We start from the raw sequence: 19,151 nt of genomic DNA on the forward strand, positions 1-19,151 counted from the left end.
CATGCAGGAAGCGCATTGGCGGCTGTTGGCCGCGCTTTCAGACGGCCTGCCGCAGCATATTTCCCAACTGGCGCGCCAAGTCGGAGAGAAGCCGCAGCAGCTCAACGGCCTGTGGCTGAAAATGCCCGGCCATATCCGCGGCCTGCTGCGCCAACACGACGGCTATTGGCGCCTTATCCGACCGCTGGCGGTTTTTTCTGCGGAAAGCCTTGCCGCTGCCGCGCCCGGTTTTTCCGTCGAACTGCTGCACAGGCATCCGTCCAGCAACGATGTCATTCTCGCGCAGGCCAAACAGAGTATCACCGCCGCCCACCGCCGCCTCTGTCTGGTGCACGAACAGACGCACGGGCGCGGCAGGCAGGGGCGCAACTGGCACAGCCGCATCGGCGAATGCCTGACATTCAGCTTCGGTTGGGTGTTCGATGTGCCGCAGGCGCAGCTGGGCGCCTTGTCGTTGGTGGTGGGGCTGGCCTGCCGCAACGCACTTGCCAAGCTGAATGTCGCCGCGCAGGTTAAATGGCCGAACGATTTGGTGGCGGGAGACGGCAAGCTCGGCGGCATTCTGATTGAAACCGTCCGCGCCGAAGGCAAAACGGCCGCCGTTATCGGCATCGGTTTGAATTTCATCCTGCCCAAAGAGGTGGAGCACGCTGCCTCGGTGCAGGCCGTCTGTAAAACTGCGCCGCCCACCGCAGACATATTGTTGCGGACGCTGACGCAAGAGCTGGCCGATGTGCTGCCGCGCTTTGCCGAACACGGTTTCGCCCCTTTTCTTGCCGACTATTCGCAAGCCAACCGTGACCACGGGCAATACGTCCGCCTGCTGCTTGACGGGCAGGCTCTGGAAGAGGGTATCGTGGCAGGCGTTGCCGAACAGGGTGCCCTGCGCCTGCAAACGGCGGCGGGCGAAAAACAGATTGTCTGCGGCGAAATCAGCCTGCGCCGCCATCCCGTGCGTTTGGAGAATGCCCCGCGCCGCTATCTGCTGCTCGACGGCGGCAACAGCCGTCTGAAATGGGCATGGCTGGAAAACGGCAGGCTCGGCGCCGTATCAAACGCGCCCTACCGCGATTTGAAACCGCTGGGCGATGCCTGGCGGCAGGGAGGCAGCGAAGATACCGTTATCGTCGGCAGCGCCGTATGCGGCGAAGAAAAGAAAAAACTGGTGGAAGCGCAGCTAGGCAAGCCGGTAAGCTGGCTGTCTTCGATGTCACAGGCGCTCGGCATCCGCAACCACTACCGCAATCCTGCGGAACACGGCGCCGACCGCTGGTTTAACACGCTCGGCAGCCGTATGTTCAGCACCAATGCCTGCGTGGTTGTCAGCTGTGGAACAGCCGTTACCATCGACGCCCTCACCGACGACAACCACTATCTCGGCGGCAGCATCATGCCCGGTTTCCATCTTATGAAAGAAGCGATGGCACAGAAAACCGCCAACCTCAACCGCCCTATCGGCCGCGCATACCCCTTTCCCACCACCACTCCTAACGCGCTAGCGGGCGGTATGATGGATGCCGTATGCGGCGCCATCATATTGATGCACGGCCGTCTGAAAGAAAAAGTGGGGCAGGAAAAACCTGTCGACATCGTCATTACGGGAGGCGGAGCGGCCAGAGTGGCACAAGCCATGCCGCAGGCCCTCGCTTCGGAAAACAATATCAAAGTCGTGGACAACCTCGTTATCTACGGACTGTCAAGCTGGGTAGGACAAGAATGAAATGGCTGTTTTTTGCGCTCGTCGCGCTCAACCTCATTGTATTCGGCGGAACAATGCTTCATAAAATTGCCGCCGAACAGGAAGCTGAAATGCTCGCGCGGCGCAAAGCCGCGGGAGAAAAACTGGCGCAGACCTCGGCTTCGCTGGCAGAGCCTATGGTCAAACCAAAAGGCGGCATAAGGCCGACTGAAAGTCCCGCATCCGCCCCCGCTTCGGGCGACTGGCTGCACGACAACGGCGGCGCACAAGACGTGTTCATCGAGCCCACCGACACGGAAGAAGACGTTGCCAAACGCATTTCCGAACGCGAGAGATGGCAGGAAGAAAACAAACGCCGTCTTGCCAGAGAAGAAGCCGAGCGCCGCAACCGGCAAAACAGAGGCTTTGCCGATAACGGCGGTTCTTACGGCGGCGAGCCGCCCGCCCCGCAGGCAGCAGGCGGCAGACAATGCACGGCCACAGCCAATGTCACCATGCCCGAAGACGACTACCACCGCATCAAAGGCCTGCTGGTAAAATGGCCGCACGCCGCCAACCGTACCGTCGAACGCCGCGAAGCGCCGAAAAGCAAAACCACCTATGCCGTGTGGACGCCGATACAGATTGACGCAGGCAGCCAAATGCAGGCATTGCAGGAAAAAGGCTTCAATACCGTTCTGATGGAAGGCGGAATCAGCGTCGGTATCCGCGCCGACCGTGCGCAGGCGCAGGCGTTGCTGTCCCGTTTGCAGGGCGCGGGTTTCAGCGGGCAGCTGCGCGAAATCAATTCCGCAGGCTCGGGCGGGCAGAGTGTGGCAAAAATGCAGGTGACGTTTATGACCGTCAACGATGCCGATGCAAAAGCCATCCAAAACATCGTCGGCAGCTATGGCAGACTAAGCCGCAATAAATGCCGCTGACCGTGCCGCTGCGGATAAAAGGCCGTCTGAAAATACCTTGTTTTTAAAATGAAGACAGGGTTTTCAGACGGCCTTTTAAGCAGCTTCGGCCTGCTTGATTGCGTTTGAAGTGTACAAAGGCAACAAATCGATAAAGCGCCTGCCGTTGTTCTGCCGCAAAACCGATAAACGGATAACAAAATGAAATTCCAGCAATAAATTAAAATCTGTTGGATAAATCCCACACTTTTTTGCCGCATCCGTCTGACAAAAAGGCAATAAAGTTTGTTTTTTTACAGCGGAGCATTTATATTAGCAGTCATGTAATCACCCGAGCGGGTGGTCGACGCAACAGCTTAATCGGAGTCATCCGGTTCTGCCTGATTTTCTTAAACATAGAAAAGGAATACAGCAATGAAAAAAACTCTGATTGCTCTGTCTTTGGCCGCTTTGTCTTCTGCTGCAATGGCAGACGTGACTTTGTACGGCACTATCAAAGCCGGTGTTGAGACTGCACGTGTAAAACAAACTACTAACGGTCAAACAACATACAAAGGCCATACCGAAACAGCTATTGCCGACTTCGGTTCCCGTATCGGCTTTAAAGGTCATGAAAACTTGGGTAACGGCCTGAATGCAATTTGGAAAGTTGAATCTAAAACTTCCGTAGCAGGTAATAACGCAGGCTGGGGTAACCGCCAAGCTTACATTGGTTTGGAAACTACCGCCGGTACTATTCGCGCTGGTAAAATCCCGACTCAACTGGACGATATGGACAAAGTTGACGCTTGGGAGTACTCCAACAGCGCTTTGGGTCTGGGTATGCTGACCCGTACTGGTCAGAAAATCGTTTCTGTCCGTTACGACAGCCCTGTTTTCGCAGGTTTCAGCGCAAACGTACAGTTCACTCCGCGTGATAACAAAGTAAACACTGTTCGTGGTACTGCTAACCCGACTTCCGGTCGTGATGCCTCTCCTGCAAAAGACAATGCCGCTTACTATGCTGGTTTGAACTATGAAAATGCTGGTTTCTTCGCCCAGTATGGTTTCGGTTACAAAAAATCTGCTTATGTAACTGCTAATAACCAAAGCAAATCCGGCCAGGCTCACCGTGTTGAAGCTGGCTACGATGCAAACAACCTGTTTGTCGGTGCTGCTTACCAATATACCAACGGCTGGGATAGCGTAAACAGCTATAAAGCTGCATTGGCAAGCAATGACAACTACGATGCTGATTCCGATAAAAGTGCTGGTTTGAAAACTCACGAAGTTGCGGTAACTGGTGCATACACCATGGGTAACGTTACTCCTCGTGTTTCCTACGCTCACGGTTTTAAAGCTAAAGGCAAAAACCTTTCCAACGCAGATAAAGCCCACACTGAGTACAACCAAGTTGTTTTGGGTGCTGACTACGACTTCTCCAAACGCACTACCGCTTTCGCGCAAGCAGGTTGGTTACGTGCCGGTAAAAAAGAAGACAGAACAGAAACAACTGGTGGTTTGGTTGGTTTGCGTCACAAATTCTAATCTAATGATTGGATAAAATTGAAGAGCCTGCGAAAGCAGGCTCTTTTATTGTCAAGGCCGTCTGAAAGCATGTGACCTTAGTAAATCGATTTTCAGACGGCCTGCCGATATATATGACAGCTACCTTGCCACAGACGGACAAAGAATAAAAAGTGGCCGTTTCCTGACCTTATAATCGCCTTCTGTTTCCGCTACAATGCGAACATTCTTTTTCAAACGGCCTTTTAACTATAAAAGGCCGTGTCCTAATCCGACTCATACAAAACCGGAATAAAACATGACCGATTACCGCAAAACCGTTAATTTATTGGATACGCCGTTTCCCATGCGCGGCGATTTGGCCAAGCGCGAACCCGCATGGCTGAAAAGTTGGTACGAACAGAAGCGCTATCAGAAGCTGCGCCAAATTAGCGCAGGCCGTCCTAAATTTATTCTTCACGACGGCCCTCCTTATGCCAACGGCGATATCCATATCGGTCATGCCGTCAATAAAATCCTGAAAGACATTATTTTGCGCAGCAAAACGCTGGCCGGGTTTGATGCTCCTTATGTGCCGGGTTGGGATTGTCACGGTCTGCCGATTGAAGTGATGGTGGAAAAACTGCACGGGCGTGATATGCCCAAAGCCAAGTTCCGTGAGCTTTGTCGCTCTTATGCAGCCGAACAGATCGCACGCCAGAAAAAAGACTTTATCCGTTTGGGTGTGCTTGGTGATTGGGATAATCCTTATCTGACAATGGATTACCAAACAGAAGCCGATACCGTGCGCACTTTGGGAGAAATCTACAAAGCAGGTTATTTCTATCGTGGTGCAAAGCCCGTCCAATTCTGCCTAGATTGCGGCTCGTCACTGGCCGAAGCCGAAGTCGAATACAAAGACAAAATTTCCCCGGCTATCGATGTGGCGTATTTGTTCAAAGACAATGCAGCGCTGGCAGCTGCATTTGGTTTGGAAAAAATCGAGGGTGAAACCTTTGCCGTGATTTGGACAACCACGCCGTGGACACTTCCTGCCAGCCAGGCTATTTCCGCAGGCGCCGATATTGTTTACCAACTGATTGATACGCCGAAAGGCAAAATCGTTTTGGCCAAAGACTTGGCACAAGACGCTTTGGCGCGCTACGGTTTTTCAGACGGCCTCACAGTGTTGGCCGAAACCACAGGCGCGAAGCTCGAAAACCTGCATCTGAGCCATCCGTTTTTGGAGCGGGATATTCTGATGCTCAACGGCGACCATGTCACCACGGAAGCCGGTACCGGTTTGGTGCATACCGCGCCTGCCCACGGCTTGGAAGACTATTTTGTCTGCCTCAAATACGGTATCGAGATGATTAACCCTATCAACGCCCAAGGACGCTATATCGCAGGCACGCCGCGTGTGGAAGGCATGAGCGTATGGGAAGCCAATCCTGTGATTGTCGAGTGGTTGAAGGAAAACGGCCGCCTGCTTGCCGATGGCAAAATCGAGCATAGCTACGCCCACTGCTGGCGGCACAAAACCCCGCTGATCTACCGCGCCACCGGGCAATGGTTTATCGGCATGGACAAAAACGGGGCAGACGGCAAAACCCTGCGTAACAAGGCTTTGCAGGCAGTGGACGACACCGAGTTTTTCCCCGCTTGGGGCAGGGCACGTTTGCAGGCCATGATTGAAGGCCGCCCCGATTGGGTGGTTTCTCGCCAGCGTTTTTGGGGCACACCAATGACGTTCTTTGTGCATAAAGAAACGGGTGAATTGCATCCCAATTCCGCTGCGTTGCTCGAAGCTGTTGCCAAGCGCATCGAAGAAAAAGGCATTGAAGCATGGTTTGCCTTGGATAAAAGCGAGCTGCTCAGCCCGGAAGACTGTGAACAGTATGAAAAACTGGCCGACACCATGGATGTATGGTTTGATTCGGGCTCTACTCATTATTCTGTTTTGAAGCAGCGCGAAGAGTTGGCCTGGCCTGCCGACCTGTATCTCGAAGGCAGCGACCAGCACCGGGGCTGGTTTCAGTCTTCCATGCTGACAGGCTGCGCGACCTTGGGGCGGGCGCCTTACAAGCAGCTTTTGACCCACGGTTTCGTTGTCGATCAAAACGGCAGGAAAATGTCGAAATCATTGGGTAACGTCGTTGCGCCGCAAGAAGTGTATAACGAATTTGGCGCCGATATTCTGCGCCTGTGGGCAGCGGCCACCGATTACAGCGGCGAGCTGGCGATTTCCAAAGAAATCCTGAAACGGGTGACCGAAAGCTACCGCCGCCTGCGCAACACCCTGCGTTTTCTGTTGGCCAATCTGAGCGACTTCAACCCGATTGAAGATGCCGTGCCGCAGGCCGATATGGTGGAAATCGACCGCTATGCGCTGGTGCTGGCGCGCAAATTGCAGGAAAAACTGGCCGGCGATTATTATCCGCGCTATGCCTTCCACTTTGCCGTGCAAGACATCGTGGCTTTCTGTTCGGAAGATTTGGGTGCGTTCTACCTCGATATTTTGAAAGACCGCCTCTATACGACCAAAGCGGACAGCCATGCACGCCGCAGCGCGCAAACCGCGCTTTACCATATTACCCGCAGCCTTGTTCTGCTGATTTCTCCGATTTTGTGTTTCACAGCCGAAGAGGCGTGGGACATCATCGGCGGCGGCGAGGAAGACAGCGTGCTGTTCCACACTTGGCACGATTTTCCGCAAATGCCCGCCGCCAGTGAGGCAGAGTTGGTGAAAAAATGGCAGGCAGTCCGCGAAGCACGCAATGCGGTTACCGCTGCCATCGAGCCGCTGCGCGTCGACAAATCGGTAGGCTCTTCCTTGCAGGCCGAAGTGTCGCTGACCGCGCCGGAAGATTTGGCTGCCGCACTTGAAGCCTTGGGTGAAGAATTGCGTTTTGCCCTTTTGGTTTCCCGTGCCGAAGTTCGATCAGGCGCAGAGCTGGCCGTTGACGTGCGGGTAAGCGGCGGAGAGAAATGCGAGCGTTGCTGGCACTATACCGCCGATGTCGGAACGGTTGCGGGACATGAAACCATCTGCGCCCGCTGCGCCGACAATATCGACGGACAAGGCGAAACCCGCAGCTATGTCTGATGGTTAGAACAGTCTGATACGCTGAGGCCATCTGAAAACCCGAAAGGTTTTCAGATGGCCTTTAAGTTTGTAAGCAAAAACATAAAAATCATTGGATTGTGCAAAAAATTTGCGTTAGTCAAAAAAAACGACCGTTTGTTTTTAAAAATAACCGATAAAACCAAAAGTAATAGTCGTTGGGGCGGTTGTAATACAATCGCGCCCTTTTCCACACAACCACCCCACTTTCGAAGGAAGCATAAATGCAGCTGATGTATATGACTCCGCAGGAAATTTTGGATTTCTGGTTTGATAAAGATACACGCCGCCATTGGTTTACGAAAAGCCAGTATCTGGATTTGAAAATCCGAGCAACCTATGAGCGGATTTTTCGTGATGCCGTGAATTGCGAATTGTCGGATTGGCGCGATACCATTCAGGGGCGTTTGGCCGAAATCATTATTTTGGATCAGTTTTCCCGCGCCATTTTTCGTGGCAAGCCCCATGCCTATACGCAGGACCGCATGGCGCTTTTGCTGGCGCAGGAAGCAGTCCGCCATCAGTCCTTTCCCTTTATGGAAGCGCGTCAGCGCCAATTTATCCTGATGCCCTTTCTGCACAGCGAAAACCGCAATATCCATACCACGGCGATGGGTCTGTTCCAACGTTTCGGCACGCGTAAAAGCGTATTGTTGGAGCAGCAGCACAAATCAGTTATCGACCGCTTCGGCCGCTATCCGCACCGCAATGCGATATTAAGACGGCAGACTACGCCGGAAGAAGCTGCATTCCTCAAACTCTATCCGAGCGGTTTCGAGCCGAACGAAGATGACGACGACGACGAATAAACCATGTTGACAAACCTCGGCTGCACAGAGGCCGTCTGAAAACCTATATGCTTTCAGACGGCCTCTGTACGTGTACAATTTCAATTCCATCCCAACCGTTTTGATGAGAAATACCATGTTCCGACACATAGATTTTTATCCCGGCGATCCGATTTTGAGTTTGGTGGAAACTTTTAATGCCGACCGGCGCGAAGGAAAGGTCAATCTCGGCATCGGCATTTATTTTGACGGAGAAGGCCGTCTGCCTGTTCTGCCTTCGGTACGTTCGGCAGAAATCGAGCGGGCAGCGGAGGCTCAGCCGCGCTCTTATCTGCCCATGGAAGGTTTGGCACAATACCGCAGCGCGGTGCAAAAACTGGTTTTCGGGACGGAAAACCCATTGCTGCAAGAGGGTAGGATCGCGACGATTCAGACCTTGGGCGGTTCGGGTGCACTGAAAATAGGCGCAGATTTTCTGCACCGCTGGTTTTCCGAGGCAAAGGTCTATGTCAGCGATCCGACGTGGGACAACCATAAAAGCATTTTCGCCGGCGCGGGTTTCGAGGTCGGGACTTATCCGTATTACAACGCGGCCGATGGCAGTCTGCGCTTTGATGAGATGCTGGTTTTTTTCGCCGGATTGCCGGCACGCAGCGTATTGGTGCTGCATCCGTGCTGCCATAACCCGACAGGTGTCGATCTGAGCCGCAGCCAATGGGACGAATTGCTGAAAGTGCTTGCGGAACGCGGCCTCATTCCGTTTATGGACATGGCTTATCAGGGCTTCGGCGAAGATTTTGACAATGATGCCTATGCCGTACGCCGCGCCGCGCAGATGGGTTTGCCCGTGTTTGTTGCCAATTCGTTTTCCAAAAATCTGTCGTTTTACGGTGAGCGTATCGGTGGACTGAGCGTGGTGTGTCCGAGTGAGGCAGAAGCGGATTTGGTGTTTGGTCAGCTTAAAGCCTGCGTGCGCCGCATTTATTCCAGCCCGCCCGCGCATGGCGCGTTTGTTGCTGCTGCGGTCTTAAATACGCCGCAGCGGATGGCGCAATGGCGGGACGAAGTGGCGCAGATGCGCGGCAGAATCCGCGGAATGCGGCAGTGCCTGCACGCTTTGCTGCGAGAGCGGCGGCCGCAGAGAAATTTCGATTATCTGCTCAACCAGCGCGGTATGTTCGGTTATACGGGATTTTCCGCAGAACAGGTTCGGCGGCTGCGCGAAGAGTTTGCCGTTTATTTGGTGGATTCAGGGCGGATGTGTGTGGCCGGCCTGAACGAGGGCAATATCGAGCGTGTTGCTGATGCGTTTGCCGCTGTGTCGGAGTAGGGCAAAAAAGGCAAGAGGCCGTCTGAAAACCTTTTTTGGGGTTTTCAGACGGCCTCTTGATATATAAAAGGTGTTTTAATTCATTGAGTTGTAATAAACGTAGGCTTTGTCCATATTCTCGAAGCGGTGCATATGTCCGCGTTCCAGCACCATGGCGTTGTCGCAATATTGCCGGATGGCGTTGTCGCTGTGGGAAACGAGGATAATCGAGCGGTCTTTGCGCTTTTCAAACAACTCGTGTTTGCACTTGTTGGTGAAACGCGAGTCGCCGACAGCGATGACTTCGTCGATCAGGTAGCAGTCGAATTCCACGGCCAAAGACAGGGCAAAGGCCAAACGTGCTTTCATACCCGAGGAGTAGCGTTTGACGGGTTCGTAAAGATAGCGGCCAAGTTCGGAGAATTCTTCCGTAAACTGTTTGACGTAGTCGATATCGACATCATAGATGCGGCAGATGAAGCGCAAGTTGTCCATTCCCGTCAGGCTGCCTTGGAAGGCACCGGAAAAAGCCAGCGGCCAGGAGATGCTCATCGTGCGCCTAATTTCTCCTTCGGTCGGCGGTTCTACACCGCTGATCAGGCGGATAAGCGTGGATTTTCCGGCTCCGTTCCGTCCGAGAATGCCGATTTTTTCGCCTTTTTGCAGCGAGAAATTGATGTCGTTTAAAACGGTACGTTTGCCTTGGCGGGTTTGGTATTGTTTGTAGACGTGTTCTACTGAAATCATTGCGGTTCCACCCCTTTGCTGAATTGGGCGACCATGGACAGGCCGAGAAGTAGCAGAATCAGATTGCATAAGACAATAAACCACGGGTTTTCATAGGTAATTGAACTTCCGCCGAAATAACCTGCGCGGAACATTTCCGTGCCGTGTACCATCGGAATCATCAAAACATAATGCTGTATCTGCTGGGGCAGGTTGTGTACAAAAAAGAATGCCCCCGAAAGCGGCATCATCACAAAGCTGAGGCTGTTCCATACTTTGCCGAACGGCTCGAAACGGAAAGCGACCGAGCAGATAACCAAGCCTAATCCGATAGCAAATACGGACATCAGCAGCCAAGCCAGCAACATATAAAAAATATCGGCGGGCGGTTCGATCCACTGCACGGCAATCAATACACCCATAATGAGTATTTGGGCGATGGTCGCCCCTGCAATTTCCAAAAACATTCGGGCCAGAATGGTATCCAATACGCGGACATTACGGTGGTAGAGCAGGCTGGCGTTAGCGCTGATCGAACCGATGGCGCGGCCGGAAGCATTGCGCCACATCATCATCATCGGATAGCCGGTAATGACAAATGCGATGATGTTTAAGGAAGAGACATTGCTTGCCCTGAAGAATTTCCACATTAGGACAATAACTAATGTGAACAGCAGGGGTTCGACGAACAGCCATAAAAAACCAATATTGTTGCGTCCGTAGCGCGTGATAATTTCGCGCATCAGTAGGGCGCCGATTACCCGTTTTTGAATCGTCAATGATTCGCGAAACGAAGTTTTATGCAGCTCTTTCATCAGTTTTTATGCTCGCGTATGCTGGCCGACAGCAGGCTGGTGATGCCGTAGATAATCAAGCCGATGATGAAAGTGGCAATGATGTTGTACAAGCGCGCGGGTTTTTGCGCCAAGTCGGGTTTGCTGGGGCGGGAGATTACTTCAAGATAAAGTTGTTGCCGGTCGGCTTCGGCTTTGGCGTTTTCTAGTGAAGTAATGGCCGCTGCCAATTGTTTTTCGGCAAGTTCGTTTTCCAGATAGATGCGCTGGTATTCCGACGCCTGACTGCTTAAAGAATGATCGCCCCCACCCGAAATGGCACGCAGCTGCCGGGCAATTTCTTGGCGCAGGCTTTTTTCCCGAGCCGTCAGGCCGGAGATTTGCGGGTTTTCCGGTGTGATAGCTTTAACCTGATCCAATTGGGTTTGGATGACAATTAGTTCGTCTTGTAGTTTGGAAACCAAACCGAGTTGAACATCGGATTGTGCTTTTAAGTCGAAGATGCCGTTTTTGATTCGGAATTGGGCCAGTTGCGAAGAAGCTTCTTTGACCTGTTTTTCTGCTGATGTTACAACTTCTTCAGCATAACGGATGGTGTCTTTTCTGGCTCTTTCATTCAGCTGATTAATGAGTGCCTCGCCTTGTTTGAGCAGGGCCTCATTGATTTTCTGGGATTCTTCCGCATCAAACGAGGTAACATTTAGGTTAGAAATTCCCGAAACCGAATCAAAGTGAATGCCGATTTTTTCTCTGTAATACTGATAAAAAGCTTCGTTTTCTCCCGTTAATCCGAATGCATTGAAACGGCTGAAGATATCCCCTTTTGTTTCGTAGAATTGTCGCACGGGCATTTTTTTCATTAGTGCATCAAGCGATGAGCGAGACTGCATATATTCTTGCACAGTATAGATATCATCTTGTGAACGCGAAAATCCAGAATTTTGCAGAATCGCCCCCAAACCACTTAATGAGGTTTGATTTTTGGGTGAGCGAACAACGAAACTGGATTGGGAGATAAACTGTTCTGAGGCAATCAATCCGAAATATGTTATCGAACAAATAGTGGGTACAGCAACAGTAATCCAAAAAAGCGGACTGATTTTTTTCAGAATGTTTTTTTGCTTCTTTTTTTGTGGAGGAGTCGGCGTCTCCGTCGCTACTTGTGCCGATTGTTTCTCAGAGGTAGAAGGATTGGCAATTTGATCAGACATAATCTAAAAAACTTTCGTGGTTAATTGGTCAGATTGTTGATGCTGTTTGCACTGCTAACCACAGGAGAAAAGACAAACGACAAGAATTTTTGAACTTCTGCCAAAGGTGCGTTAGATACATAGACCACATCTTTGTTTTTGATGGGAAAACGCTGCATCCAAAACAGAGAGTTGGCATCAGTGAGATTCAAACGGTAAACGACAGGGATTTCCGCTGTAAGGCTGTATCCCTGTGTAATCCATTTGGATTGTTTTTCAGACGGCAGTTCGGACAGGGGCGCATAACGGAAAACAAATACACCGCGCGCATCGGCACGCCTGTCTTGTAAACCACCCATACGACCGACCGCTTCTGCTAATGACAACCCCTTCACGGAGAAACCGATCTGTTGGGTTCTTCCAACCGCCCCCATCGATGTGAAACTGCTGGGATTGGTAATCATGGTAATAATGTCGCCTCGGCGAAGTAGGATGTTTTGTTGTGGATCGGATACCAGATCTTCTAATGCAACTGTTTTTACCTGATTCCCACGTGTCAACTGGACATTGGTGTCTTGTACATTGGCAGTGGAACCGCCAACAGCAGCTATTGCATCCAACACCCGCTCTCCTGCCGTGGTCAGCGGCATCCTGACGCTATTACCCGCACGGATAACGGAAACGGTTGCGGCATTGTTTTGCACTGTTCGGACGATAACTTGCGGTTGGTTCGCCATTTTTTTCAGACGGTCTTTGATTAAGTCCTGAATCTGTGCCGGTGTTTTTCCGACAACTGAAACATCACCGATGAAGGGAACGGAGATTGTTCCTTTACTGCTTACCATTTGATCAGGCAGTTTAGCCTGCTGTGCATTACCCGAACCTACGGAAGATAGAGAGCCACCGAATAATAAGGCAGGGGGAGCTTCCCAGATAGTAATGTCCAGCATATCACCAGTATAAATAATGCCTCCAGACGCTGCTCCATTACCGAACTGAGCGAGAGATTGGCTGTTTTGTACTTGATAGAGGGATTCAGTAACAGCATTGTTGACATCAATCAACTCCACTGTAGGTGTTACAGATTCCCTTTGTACGACATTTTTTAAGGAGACTATATTTTTAGCACTTGGACCAGAGGATGGTATAAAAGCGCAAGCAGATAGAGTCCACAATATCGGGTAGATTAAAATTTCTTTTTTCATAAAGTAGTTTTAGTTATCCTAGTAGATCATTTAAATCCTGAAATTGCAAATAATTTCTTATTAATGATTTGGGATTTGTGTTATAAATAATGCCACCCCTCTCTCTGATGGCTAAATCTGCATTGACAATATTAAAAATTTGTACACTACTTTTTGAATCATCAATTTGAATTTCATTTTCAAGATAAAACCTAGCATTTTCTTGATTATAGATTAGATCTACCCCTAGAAGGTAGATTTCCCTAATTCCTAGATAGCTAGCAAGTTGGATAGCAAGCATCACTGTTGTACACCCATAATAATAACCATGATATAAGTCAAATGAAAAGCCATCTCTTTCAAGAGCTGAGACATAATATACATTATCTATATCATTAGGATATACATCTATAATTTCTTTTCTGAATACCTTAATCGTATTTTTACCCAATCTATACGTTGCTAATTGTTTCTTCATAGCTACATCAAAAAAACGTTTGTCTGATACGACATAATATGATTGTGTAAAATCAAATTTTTCTGATAATAAAGTAGATGCATTAATACCGATTGTAACTTCATTTTTCAGCTTTGAGAGATCGTATTCGTTTATTGATGGGCCATTTGCTAGAATAAAGCAGCGATTTCCTCTTTCTCTATCCTTTAATTTTCTAATATCATACATCAGTTAATATCTCCAAATAGATTTTATTATATATTTCAAATAATTTATCGGCTCTAAGATATTGATCAAAAAAATCAAATGATTTTTTTTGATAGTCTCGAACTAAATCGTAATTAGCTAATAGTGCGATCATGTTCTTCGAAATATTACTGGGATTACATCGATAGAAAGGTGGCATTTCTGGTGCAGTAGCAAGCGATGCTAACATGAATGAAGAAAAATAATCAGCATTGTTGATAACAACATTGCCTGCACATAAACCTTCCAAACTAATCTGGTGATAAGCTCCTGTACTTATTTCATCAATAGAAACATGGCATGTCTTTCTTACTTCAAGTAGTGTATCTTGTGGCAAAGGAGAATCAAGTTTAATTATCTCAATACTTTTCATTTTCTCCAATGAGGATATGACTGTATTCAATTCCTCTGAAAATTTATTATTCCACCTTCCGCCACGTTTATGCGTTGGGGAATACATGACTCTTAACGGTTCATCATCTTTTACCAAGTTTTTACTAGGTGCACCAAGCACAATATTAGGAACAGGATAAAAATCTGGGTAGTGCCTAGGATGATATTGCCCAACAACTAGCTTCTTTGAAAAATTAACACCAAAAGAATTTGTTTTATCAATAAAAATAGGTCCTTCTCTTAATGGAGAATGAACATGATAAATAAATTTTTGATTACTTTTCCATGTAATATCATGAAAAATATTGAAATCATTATGGATGTGTATAATATCAGCTTCTTCTATATAAGATAGTAGTTGATCAGTTAAGTATGGTATTTTTTTATTCCATAAAATTGAATACTTCATAAATTTTTCGTTTAAGCCTGATTTTTCAGGATAATCACCCAATATAATCGAATGTGATAAATATCCATTTTTTTCGCATAGGTAGCTAAGTTTTCCAGGAGCACCAACTAATGGGGTATTGGATAGATGCACTATTTTTTTCATTCACTGACACTCCACGTCGAAATATAAACCGTCTTTTGACGCATATAGATAGAAATTAGCCAAGTTGTCAAAGGTTGGATTAACTAGTAAATTTTGATATTTTAAGAAAACTTGTTCTGTAACATATAGACCATTTGTTAAATTAGCCATCGATATACACAATTCACTATGATATTTAATATTATTATTCTCTATTTTTGATAAACTCAAGTATATTTTAATATCGTAATTACGATTTTTTTCTTTAAAAAGATCAATCCGATAGTCGTCTTTCGATGATATGACAGGCAATAATATATTAATGTCCCTTGGCAAAATTTCCTGTAATACCTTTCTAATGTATAAAGATAAATTTAAAGTAGTGTCATAAATAAACGTTTTTCTAATAGGTTTTTCTTCTAATTTATTAATATTATCTTTATGAATTAAATAGTAACCTAATACATTACTAGTGACTAACTTATTGTTTTTTTGTTTTGGGATAATTTGTATTACATTTATTGTATGATTGCAATGATATAGGGATAAAGAAAAATTTTCAGTATCGTCCAGTATGAAGATATTCCTAATATTTGATAATCTATCCCTGTTGGCATTGTTTAATTTTTCAAGCATATGAAAGGGTTCTATTTCACTAAAATAATCATCATAACAATAAATAATGAGTTCCCCATCTCGCAAAGGTAAGAAATCTTTGTGTCTATGAAGTAGAGGAATTAATTCTTCTGCAATGGGATTATACCGCTCAGGGAGAAGAATCATGGTTCTTAGGTGCGCTTTCTTTGCATCCATTTCTGGAAAGACAATAAACCCACTAGGAGAAATATCCAATTTTTTTATTTTAGGACGTAACAATTTATTTTCTATTGGGATTGTATCGTGCTTATTTTTTAGAAGTATAAAATTGTATTTTTTAATTTTTAAATAAACTGGCTGAAAGTATCGGGAATCTTTAAAAAATAGGATAGGATTTCTAAAGAATTTCTTAATTTTTTTCTTTATTCTCATAAATTTGCTTTCGTTATTTCTAATTGATAGTAATTTGTCCAGATTAATTTTAATGGGGTGATATTCTCCTTTTGAAGATTGCTCTCCATATATAATGCCATTAATATTTTTTAAAAAACAGGCATTCCACTCATAAATGGTTTGTTTGGAATATTTAATAATATCAGTATTTTTTATTTTTGTGGAAATAGCATTTTTAATAGTCTGTGCAAAAATATTGATATCCCATATAGGAACTGTATGGGCAAATTTATAGTTTTGTATAAATTGACATATGCCACAATGTTCCCATAAAACAATTTGGCATCTGTTTAATATGGCTTCGCTGGCAACCATAGACCAAGTCTCAAAAATACTGGGTATAAGTACGATATCCCCAGTATTGACTAAATTTTCTAAATTTGCATCCACTCCATCAATAAAATTAAAATTTGGATGGTGCATAAACGTTTTTCTTAGCTTATCATCACCCACCAATGTAATATTTAAGGAGGGTTCTTTCTGGATTATTTTTAATAGAAATATCGTACCTTTTAAATAGTCTCCTCTTCCAATAAAAAAAATTTTTCTAGAATTATCCGATGGAATATTGTTTTCTCGTCTGGCGTTATGCAAATATATTGGATTAGGTATAATTACAACATTGTCTAAATTATCAAAAAATAATCTGCTGATGTCTACAGTAATTGACGAAGGCGCTGATATGATGTGTGCTTTGTTAATCTCAGCTTGTTCTTCACGGATTAACTCAGCTGATACCGCTAGATTTTGAAGATAGTTGCAATATGTTCTACTTCCATGTAATCTGATATGTAGTCTCGGATGGTTAATATATTTACTTGCTGTTCTAGTCTCGGGAGCTTCAACAATAGTTATCTCGTTATTATTGATAAAAAGTGCCACTCTTTTTCGAAAATCTTCTATAGGTTCCCCAAGTCTAATACTTAATATTTCAACAGTAAAGTGCTCTGATAATATATCTTTTGCTTGTTTGGTATATGCAGTTACTCCGCTTTTGTGAGATGCAAACGGATCAATAAACAAGTAATCTATTTTTCTTGACATATTGTAATTTCATATTTAAAGGTATGCTAGATAAAAATTTATATTAATCATTTATTCATGGGTCTATTTTTAATAGATAGTGAACAGAGAAATTGCTTTATTTTTTCTAGCTGTTTGTCATGTAATCTCCTGTGCAGTATCGTGAAATTTTTCTGTAAAAATTTCTGTTTTTTTAAAAATTGCATTACCTCAATGACGTTAACGAGATGTTGTGTTCGGGGATTCACATATTCCGGATAATAAACCAGCGTTCCCGTTATCAGCTGCCACAGTTCCAACTTGCGGCTTCGGCGGGGGATGGGCAGGGTATCTTCGGTCAGTCCCCAGCCTGCATAGAAGGGCAGGCCGTAGCAGCAGACTTTTTTGCCGCGCAGCAGGGCTTCGAATCCTGTCAGCGAGGTCATGGTGTGAACTTCGTCGGCGTATTGCAGGCAGGTCAGAATGTCGGCTTCGGGGGCGGTTTGGTCGGCGTAGCGGGCGGCATCTTCGGCGGAGATGTGGCCGGTGCGGTTGCCGCTGACGACGTCGGGGTGCGGTTTGTAAACGATAAAGGCATCCGGGTTGCGTTCGCGTACGGTTTTGAGCAGGTCGAGGTTGCGGCAGATTTGCGGCGAGCCGTAGCGGATGGAGGCGTCGTCTTCGACTTGGCCTGGCACAAGGATAACGGTTTTATCGGTTTTTGGCACGCTGAAATTTGTGTTGCCGACGTTGTATTTGCTGATTTTGTTTTCCGTGAGCGCCTGTTGCAGCACGGAGGCCGTCTGAAAATCCTGTTCGTCGAAGACTTGGTTTTGCAGGATGTGTTCGAGGCGCGACAGGGTTTGCGGGTTGAAATAGATGCCCATGTCGTCGATAACGAGAGACAGCGGCGGCACGAGGTTGGAGCCGAGGCCGACGGAGCGGATGAAACCGTCTTCCATACGCAGCAGCGGGATATTGTGTTCGCGGGCAAAGCGGACGGTTTCGTCTTTGCCGTTTCCCCATGCCAGCAGGCGGGCGTCGGCGGGCAGGGGTTTTCCCGCCAGTTTGTCCACGGATTTGACGAATTTCAGACGGCATGAAGGCACGTTGAAAAACGGTTTGACCACGGCGCGTTTCCACAGCGACATGCCCACGCAGTATAAGCTGCCGCGCAGTTTTTCGTTGCTGCGGCGGACGGTGGTGAGGTAGTCGATGACGTCAAACAGGCTGCCGGGTTCGCCGGTGTTGGGGTTGATGTGGCGGCTGTATTGCAGGTAGGCGGCGGCAAAGAGCTGAGGCAGGGTTCTCGGTGCGCGGCGCTGTTGTTGTGCCAAAGTTGCGGCATCGGGGTGGCGGTCGTCGCTCACGCCCCATCCGGCATACCACGGCAGGCCGAAGGTGACGGTCGGTTTGCCGCAGAGCAGGGCTTCGAAGCCCATTTGCGAGGTGACGCAGTAGACTTTGTCAACGGCTTGCAGCAGGGATACGGGGTTGATGTCTTCTACCAGCAGGCGGACGCGTTCGTGTTGCGCCAAGCCGGTCAGATAGCCTTGTTTTTTGCCGCTTAATACGTCGGGATGGGTTTTGATCCAGATTTGCGCCTGCGGGTTTTCCGCTAAGGCCGTCTGAAACATGCGCTCGAATGCCGCTTCGTCGGCTCCGCCGTATTGCACGGCCATGTCGCCGAAGGTTTGGTCGATCAAGAGCACGTTTTCCCGCTCCCGCATTTCGGACAAGAGGCCGTCTGAAAGGTCGGGAGCATGATTGTATTTGGACAGGCGGTGTTTCAGAATCAGACCGATGGCGCGTTCCGCTTCTGCCGTCGTTTCCGGCGGCATGGTGTCGGCGGCCAGAATCAGCTGCTCCAAACGCGAGGGGCGGCTTGTGTCGTAGTAGATGCCGATGTCGTCGAATACGAGGGAAAACGGCGGCCATCCTTCGACGCCTAGTCCGAGCGAGCGCAAGAAACCGTCTTCCAGTGCTACAAACGGCAGACCGTGCGCGTCGGCGAATGCGCGTGCCTTGCGGGTGGTGGGACGCAGCCCCCAGCCGATAACGGTCTGCGCGTCTGCCGGTTTGTTCCGGATGTGGAATTCGGGCAGGAATGCGGCCAGGTTGGGAATGCCGCGTATGCCGCGCGACGGGATGTAGGCGTTTTTCATGATTGTTTCAGGGTCGTCGGTTCTGATCCCGCCATTGGTTTTAACTTCGTTGAGGCCTCGTTTTCAGACGGCCTTTTACGGATGGTTGAGGCCGTCTGAAAAACCTGC

14 protein-coding genes are annotated in these 19,151 nt (G+C 47.9%); 6 read left to right on the forward strand and 8 right to left on the reverse strand.

Annotated features, from left to right (window positions below; all coding sequences use genetic code 11):
- The first annotated feature begins 1 nt into the window (after position 1).
- From ACG2K1_RS01900 to ACG2K1_RS01925, 6 genes are all read left to right on the forward strand, one after another.
- Entirely contained in the window at positions 2 to 1,720 is a 1,719-nt protein-coding gene (locus tag ACG2K1_RS01900; RefSeq protein WP_395428357.1) for a bifunctional biotin--[acetyl-CoA-carboxylase] ligase/type III pantothenate kinase, read from the forward strand.
- Positions 1,717 to 2,619: a hypothetical protein gene (locus ACG2K1_RS01905; RefSeq protein WP_395428356.1), complete on the forward strand. Its 903-nt coding sequence runs from the start codon at positions 1,717 to 1,719 to the stop codon at positions 2,617 to 2,619. The genes ACG2K1_RS01900 and ACG2K1_RS01905 overlap by 4 nt, the downstream gene beginning before the upstream one ends.
- Before the next feature lie 393 nt (positions 2,620 to 3,012).
- Positions 3,013 to 4,125, forward strand: coding sequence for a trimeric porin PorB (gene porB / locus ACG2K1_RS01910; RefSeq protein WP_094030961.1), 1,113 nt, complete (start codon positions 3,013 to 3,015; stop codon positions 4,123 to 4,125).
- Between the two features lie 277 nt (positions 4,126 to 4,402).
- Positions 4,403 to 7,189, forward strand: coding sequence for an isoleucine--tRNA ligase (gene ileS / locus ACG2K1_RS01915; RefSeq protein WP_395428354.1), 2,787 nt, complete (start codon positions 4,403 to 4,405; stop codon positions 7,187 to 7,189).
- A 242-nt stretch (positions 7,190 to 7,431) separates the two neighbouring features.
- A complete protein-coding gene (locus ACG2K1_RS01920; RefSeq protein WP_009427281.1) occupies positions 7,432 to 8,016 on the forward strand; it encodes a DUF924 family protein in 585 nt (194 codons plus the stop codon).
- A 115-nt stretch (positions 8,017 to 8,131) separates the two neighbouring features.
- The gene (locus ACG2K1_RS01925) at positions 8,132 to 9,325 is read left to right on the forward strand and encodes an aromatic amino acid transaminase (RefSeq protein ID WP_395428352.1); all 1,194 of its coding nucleotides are present in this window, start codon (positions 8,132 to 8,134) and stop codon (positions 9,323 to 9,325) included.
- A gap of 75 nt (positions 9,326 to 9,400) precedes the next feature.
- Here the strand turns inward: ACG2K1_RS01925 and ACG2K1_RS01930 are convergent, their stop codons facing one another.
- Genes ACG2K1_RS01930 through ACG2K1_RS01965 form a run of 8 tightly spaced genes read right to left on the reverse strand, consistent with a single transcriptional unit; the run spans position 9,401 to position 19,043 of the window.
- Entirely contained in the window at positions 9,401 to 10,051 is a 651-nt protein-coding gene (locus tag ACG2K1_RS01930) for an ABC transporter ATP-binding protein (protein WP_395428350.1), read from the reverse strand.
- Positions 10,048 to 10,845 (reverse strand): ABC transporter permease, encoded by a 798-nt coding sequence (locus tag ACG2K1_RS01935; protein WP_395428348.1) that lies wholly within the window; start codon positions 10,843 to 10,845, stop codon positions 10,048 to 10,050. Before ACG2K1_RS01935 ends, ACG2K1_RS01930 begins: the two co-directional genes overlap by 4 nt.
- The gene (locus ACG2K1_RS01940; protein WP_009427285.1) at positions 10,845 to 12,035 is read right to left on the reverse strand and encodes a polysaccharide export inner-membrane protein, BexC/CtrB/KpsE family; all 1,191 of its coding nucleotides are present in this window, start codon (positions 12,033 to 12,035) and stop codon (positions 10,845 to 10,847) included. The genes ACG2K1_RS01935 and ACG2K1_RS01940 overlap by 1 nt, the downstream gene beginning before the upstream one ends.
- A 20-nt stretch (positions 12,036 to 12,055) precedes the next feature.
- Entirely contained in the window at positions 12,056 to 13,219 is a 1,164-nt protein-coding gene (locus ACG2K1_RS01945) for a polysaccharide biosynthesis/export family protein (RefSeq protein WP_051040476.1), read from the reverse strand.
- Positions 13,220 to 13,232: 13 nt separating this feature from the next.
- Positions 13,233 to 13,883, reverse strand: a complete 651-nt coding sequence (locus ACG2K1_RS01950; protein WP_009427287.1) for a DUF115 domain-containing protein — start codon at positions 13,881 to 13,883, stop codon at positions 13,233 to 13,235.
- Positions 13,876 to 14,847, reverse strand: coding sequence for a hypothetical protein (locus ACG2K1_RS01955; RefSeq protein WP_395428345.1), 972 nt, complete (start codon positions 14,845 to 14,847; stop codon positions 13,876 to 13,878). The genes ACG2K1_RS01950 and ACG2K1_RS01955 overlap by 8 nt, the downstream gene beginning before the upstream one ends.
- Positions 14,848 to 16,920: a glycosyltransferase gene (locus ACG2K1_RS01960; RefSeq protein WP_094030806.1), complete on the reverse strand. Its 2,073-nt coding sequence runs from the start codon at positions 16,918 to 16,920 to the stop codon at positions 14,848 to 14,850. It lies immediately after the preceding gene.
- 47 nt (positions 16,921 to 16,967) lie between these two features.
- Positions 16,968 to 19,043 (reverse strand): capsular polysaccharide biosynthesis protein, encoded by a 2,076-nt coding sequence (locus ACG2K1_RS01965; RefSeq protein ID WP_009427290.1) that lies wholly within the window; start codon positions 19,041 to 19,043, stop codon positions 16,968 to 16,970.
- Positions 19,044 to 19,151: the final 108 nt, after the last annotated feature.

Origin of the sequence: Neisseria sp. 23W00296, from assembly GCF_044772855.1 — a bacterium.
In the GTDB taxonomy this organism is placed as follows: Bacteria; Pseudomonadota; Gammaproteobacteria; order Burkholderiales; family Neisseriaceae; genus Neisseria.

Coding starts and splice junctions, on each gene's coding strand:
- ileS (WP_395428354.1), top strand. CDS start 4,403: ATGACCGATTACCGCAAAACCGTTAATTTATTGGATACGCCGTTTCCC.
- ACG2K1_RS01900 (WP_395428357.1), top strand. CDS start 2: ATGCAGGAAGCGCATTGGCGGCTGTTGGCCGCGCTTTCAGACGGCCTG.
- ACG2K1_RS01920 (WP_009427281.1), top strand. CDS start 7,432: ATGCAGCTGATGTATATGACTCCGCAGGAAATTTTGGATTTCTGGTTT.
- ACG2K1_RS01905 (WP_395428356.1), top strand. CDS start 1,717: ATGAAATGGCTGTTTTTTGCGCTCGTCGCGCTCAACCTCATTGTATTC.
- ACG2K1_RS01960 (WP_094030806.1), bottom strand. CDS start 16,920: ATGTCAAGAAAAATAGATTACTTGTTTATTGATCCGTTTGCATCTCAC.
- ACG2K1_RS01955 (WP_395428345.1), bottom strand. CDS start 14,847: ATGAAAAAAATAGTGCATCTATCCAATACCCCATTAGTTGGTGCTCCT.
- ACG2K1_RS01945 (WP_051040476.1), bottom strand. CDS start 13,219: ATGAAAAAAGAAATTTTAATCTACCCGATATTGTGGACTCTATCTGCT.
- ACG2K1_RS01940 (WP_009427285.1), bottom strand. CDS start 12,035: ATGTCTGATCAAATTGCCAATCCTTCTACCTCTGAGAAACAATCGGCA.
- ACG2K1_RS01925 (WP_395428352.1), top strand. CDS start 8,132: ATGTTCCGACACATAGATTTTTATCCCGGCGATCCGATTTTGAGTTTG.
- ACG2K1_RS01935 (WP_395428348.1), bottom strand. CDS start 10,845: ATGAAAGAGCTGCATAAAACTTCGTTTCGCGAATCATTGACGATTCAA.
- ACG2K1_RS01950 (WP_009427287.1), bottom strand. CDS start 13,883: ATGTATGATATTAGAAAATTAAAGGATAGAGAAAGAGGAAATCGCTGC.
- ACG2K1_RS01930 (WP_395428350.1), bottom strand. CDS start 10,051: ATGATTTCAGTAGAACACGTCTACAAACAATACCAAACCCGCCAAGGC.
- ACG2K1_RS01965 (WP_009427290.1), bottom strand. CDS start 19,043: ATGAAAAACGCCTACATCCCGTCGCGCGGCATACGCGGCATTCCCAAC.
- porB (WP_094030961.1), top strand. CDS start 3,013: ATGAAAAAAACTCTGATTGCTCTGTCTTTGGCCGCTTTGTCTTCTGCT.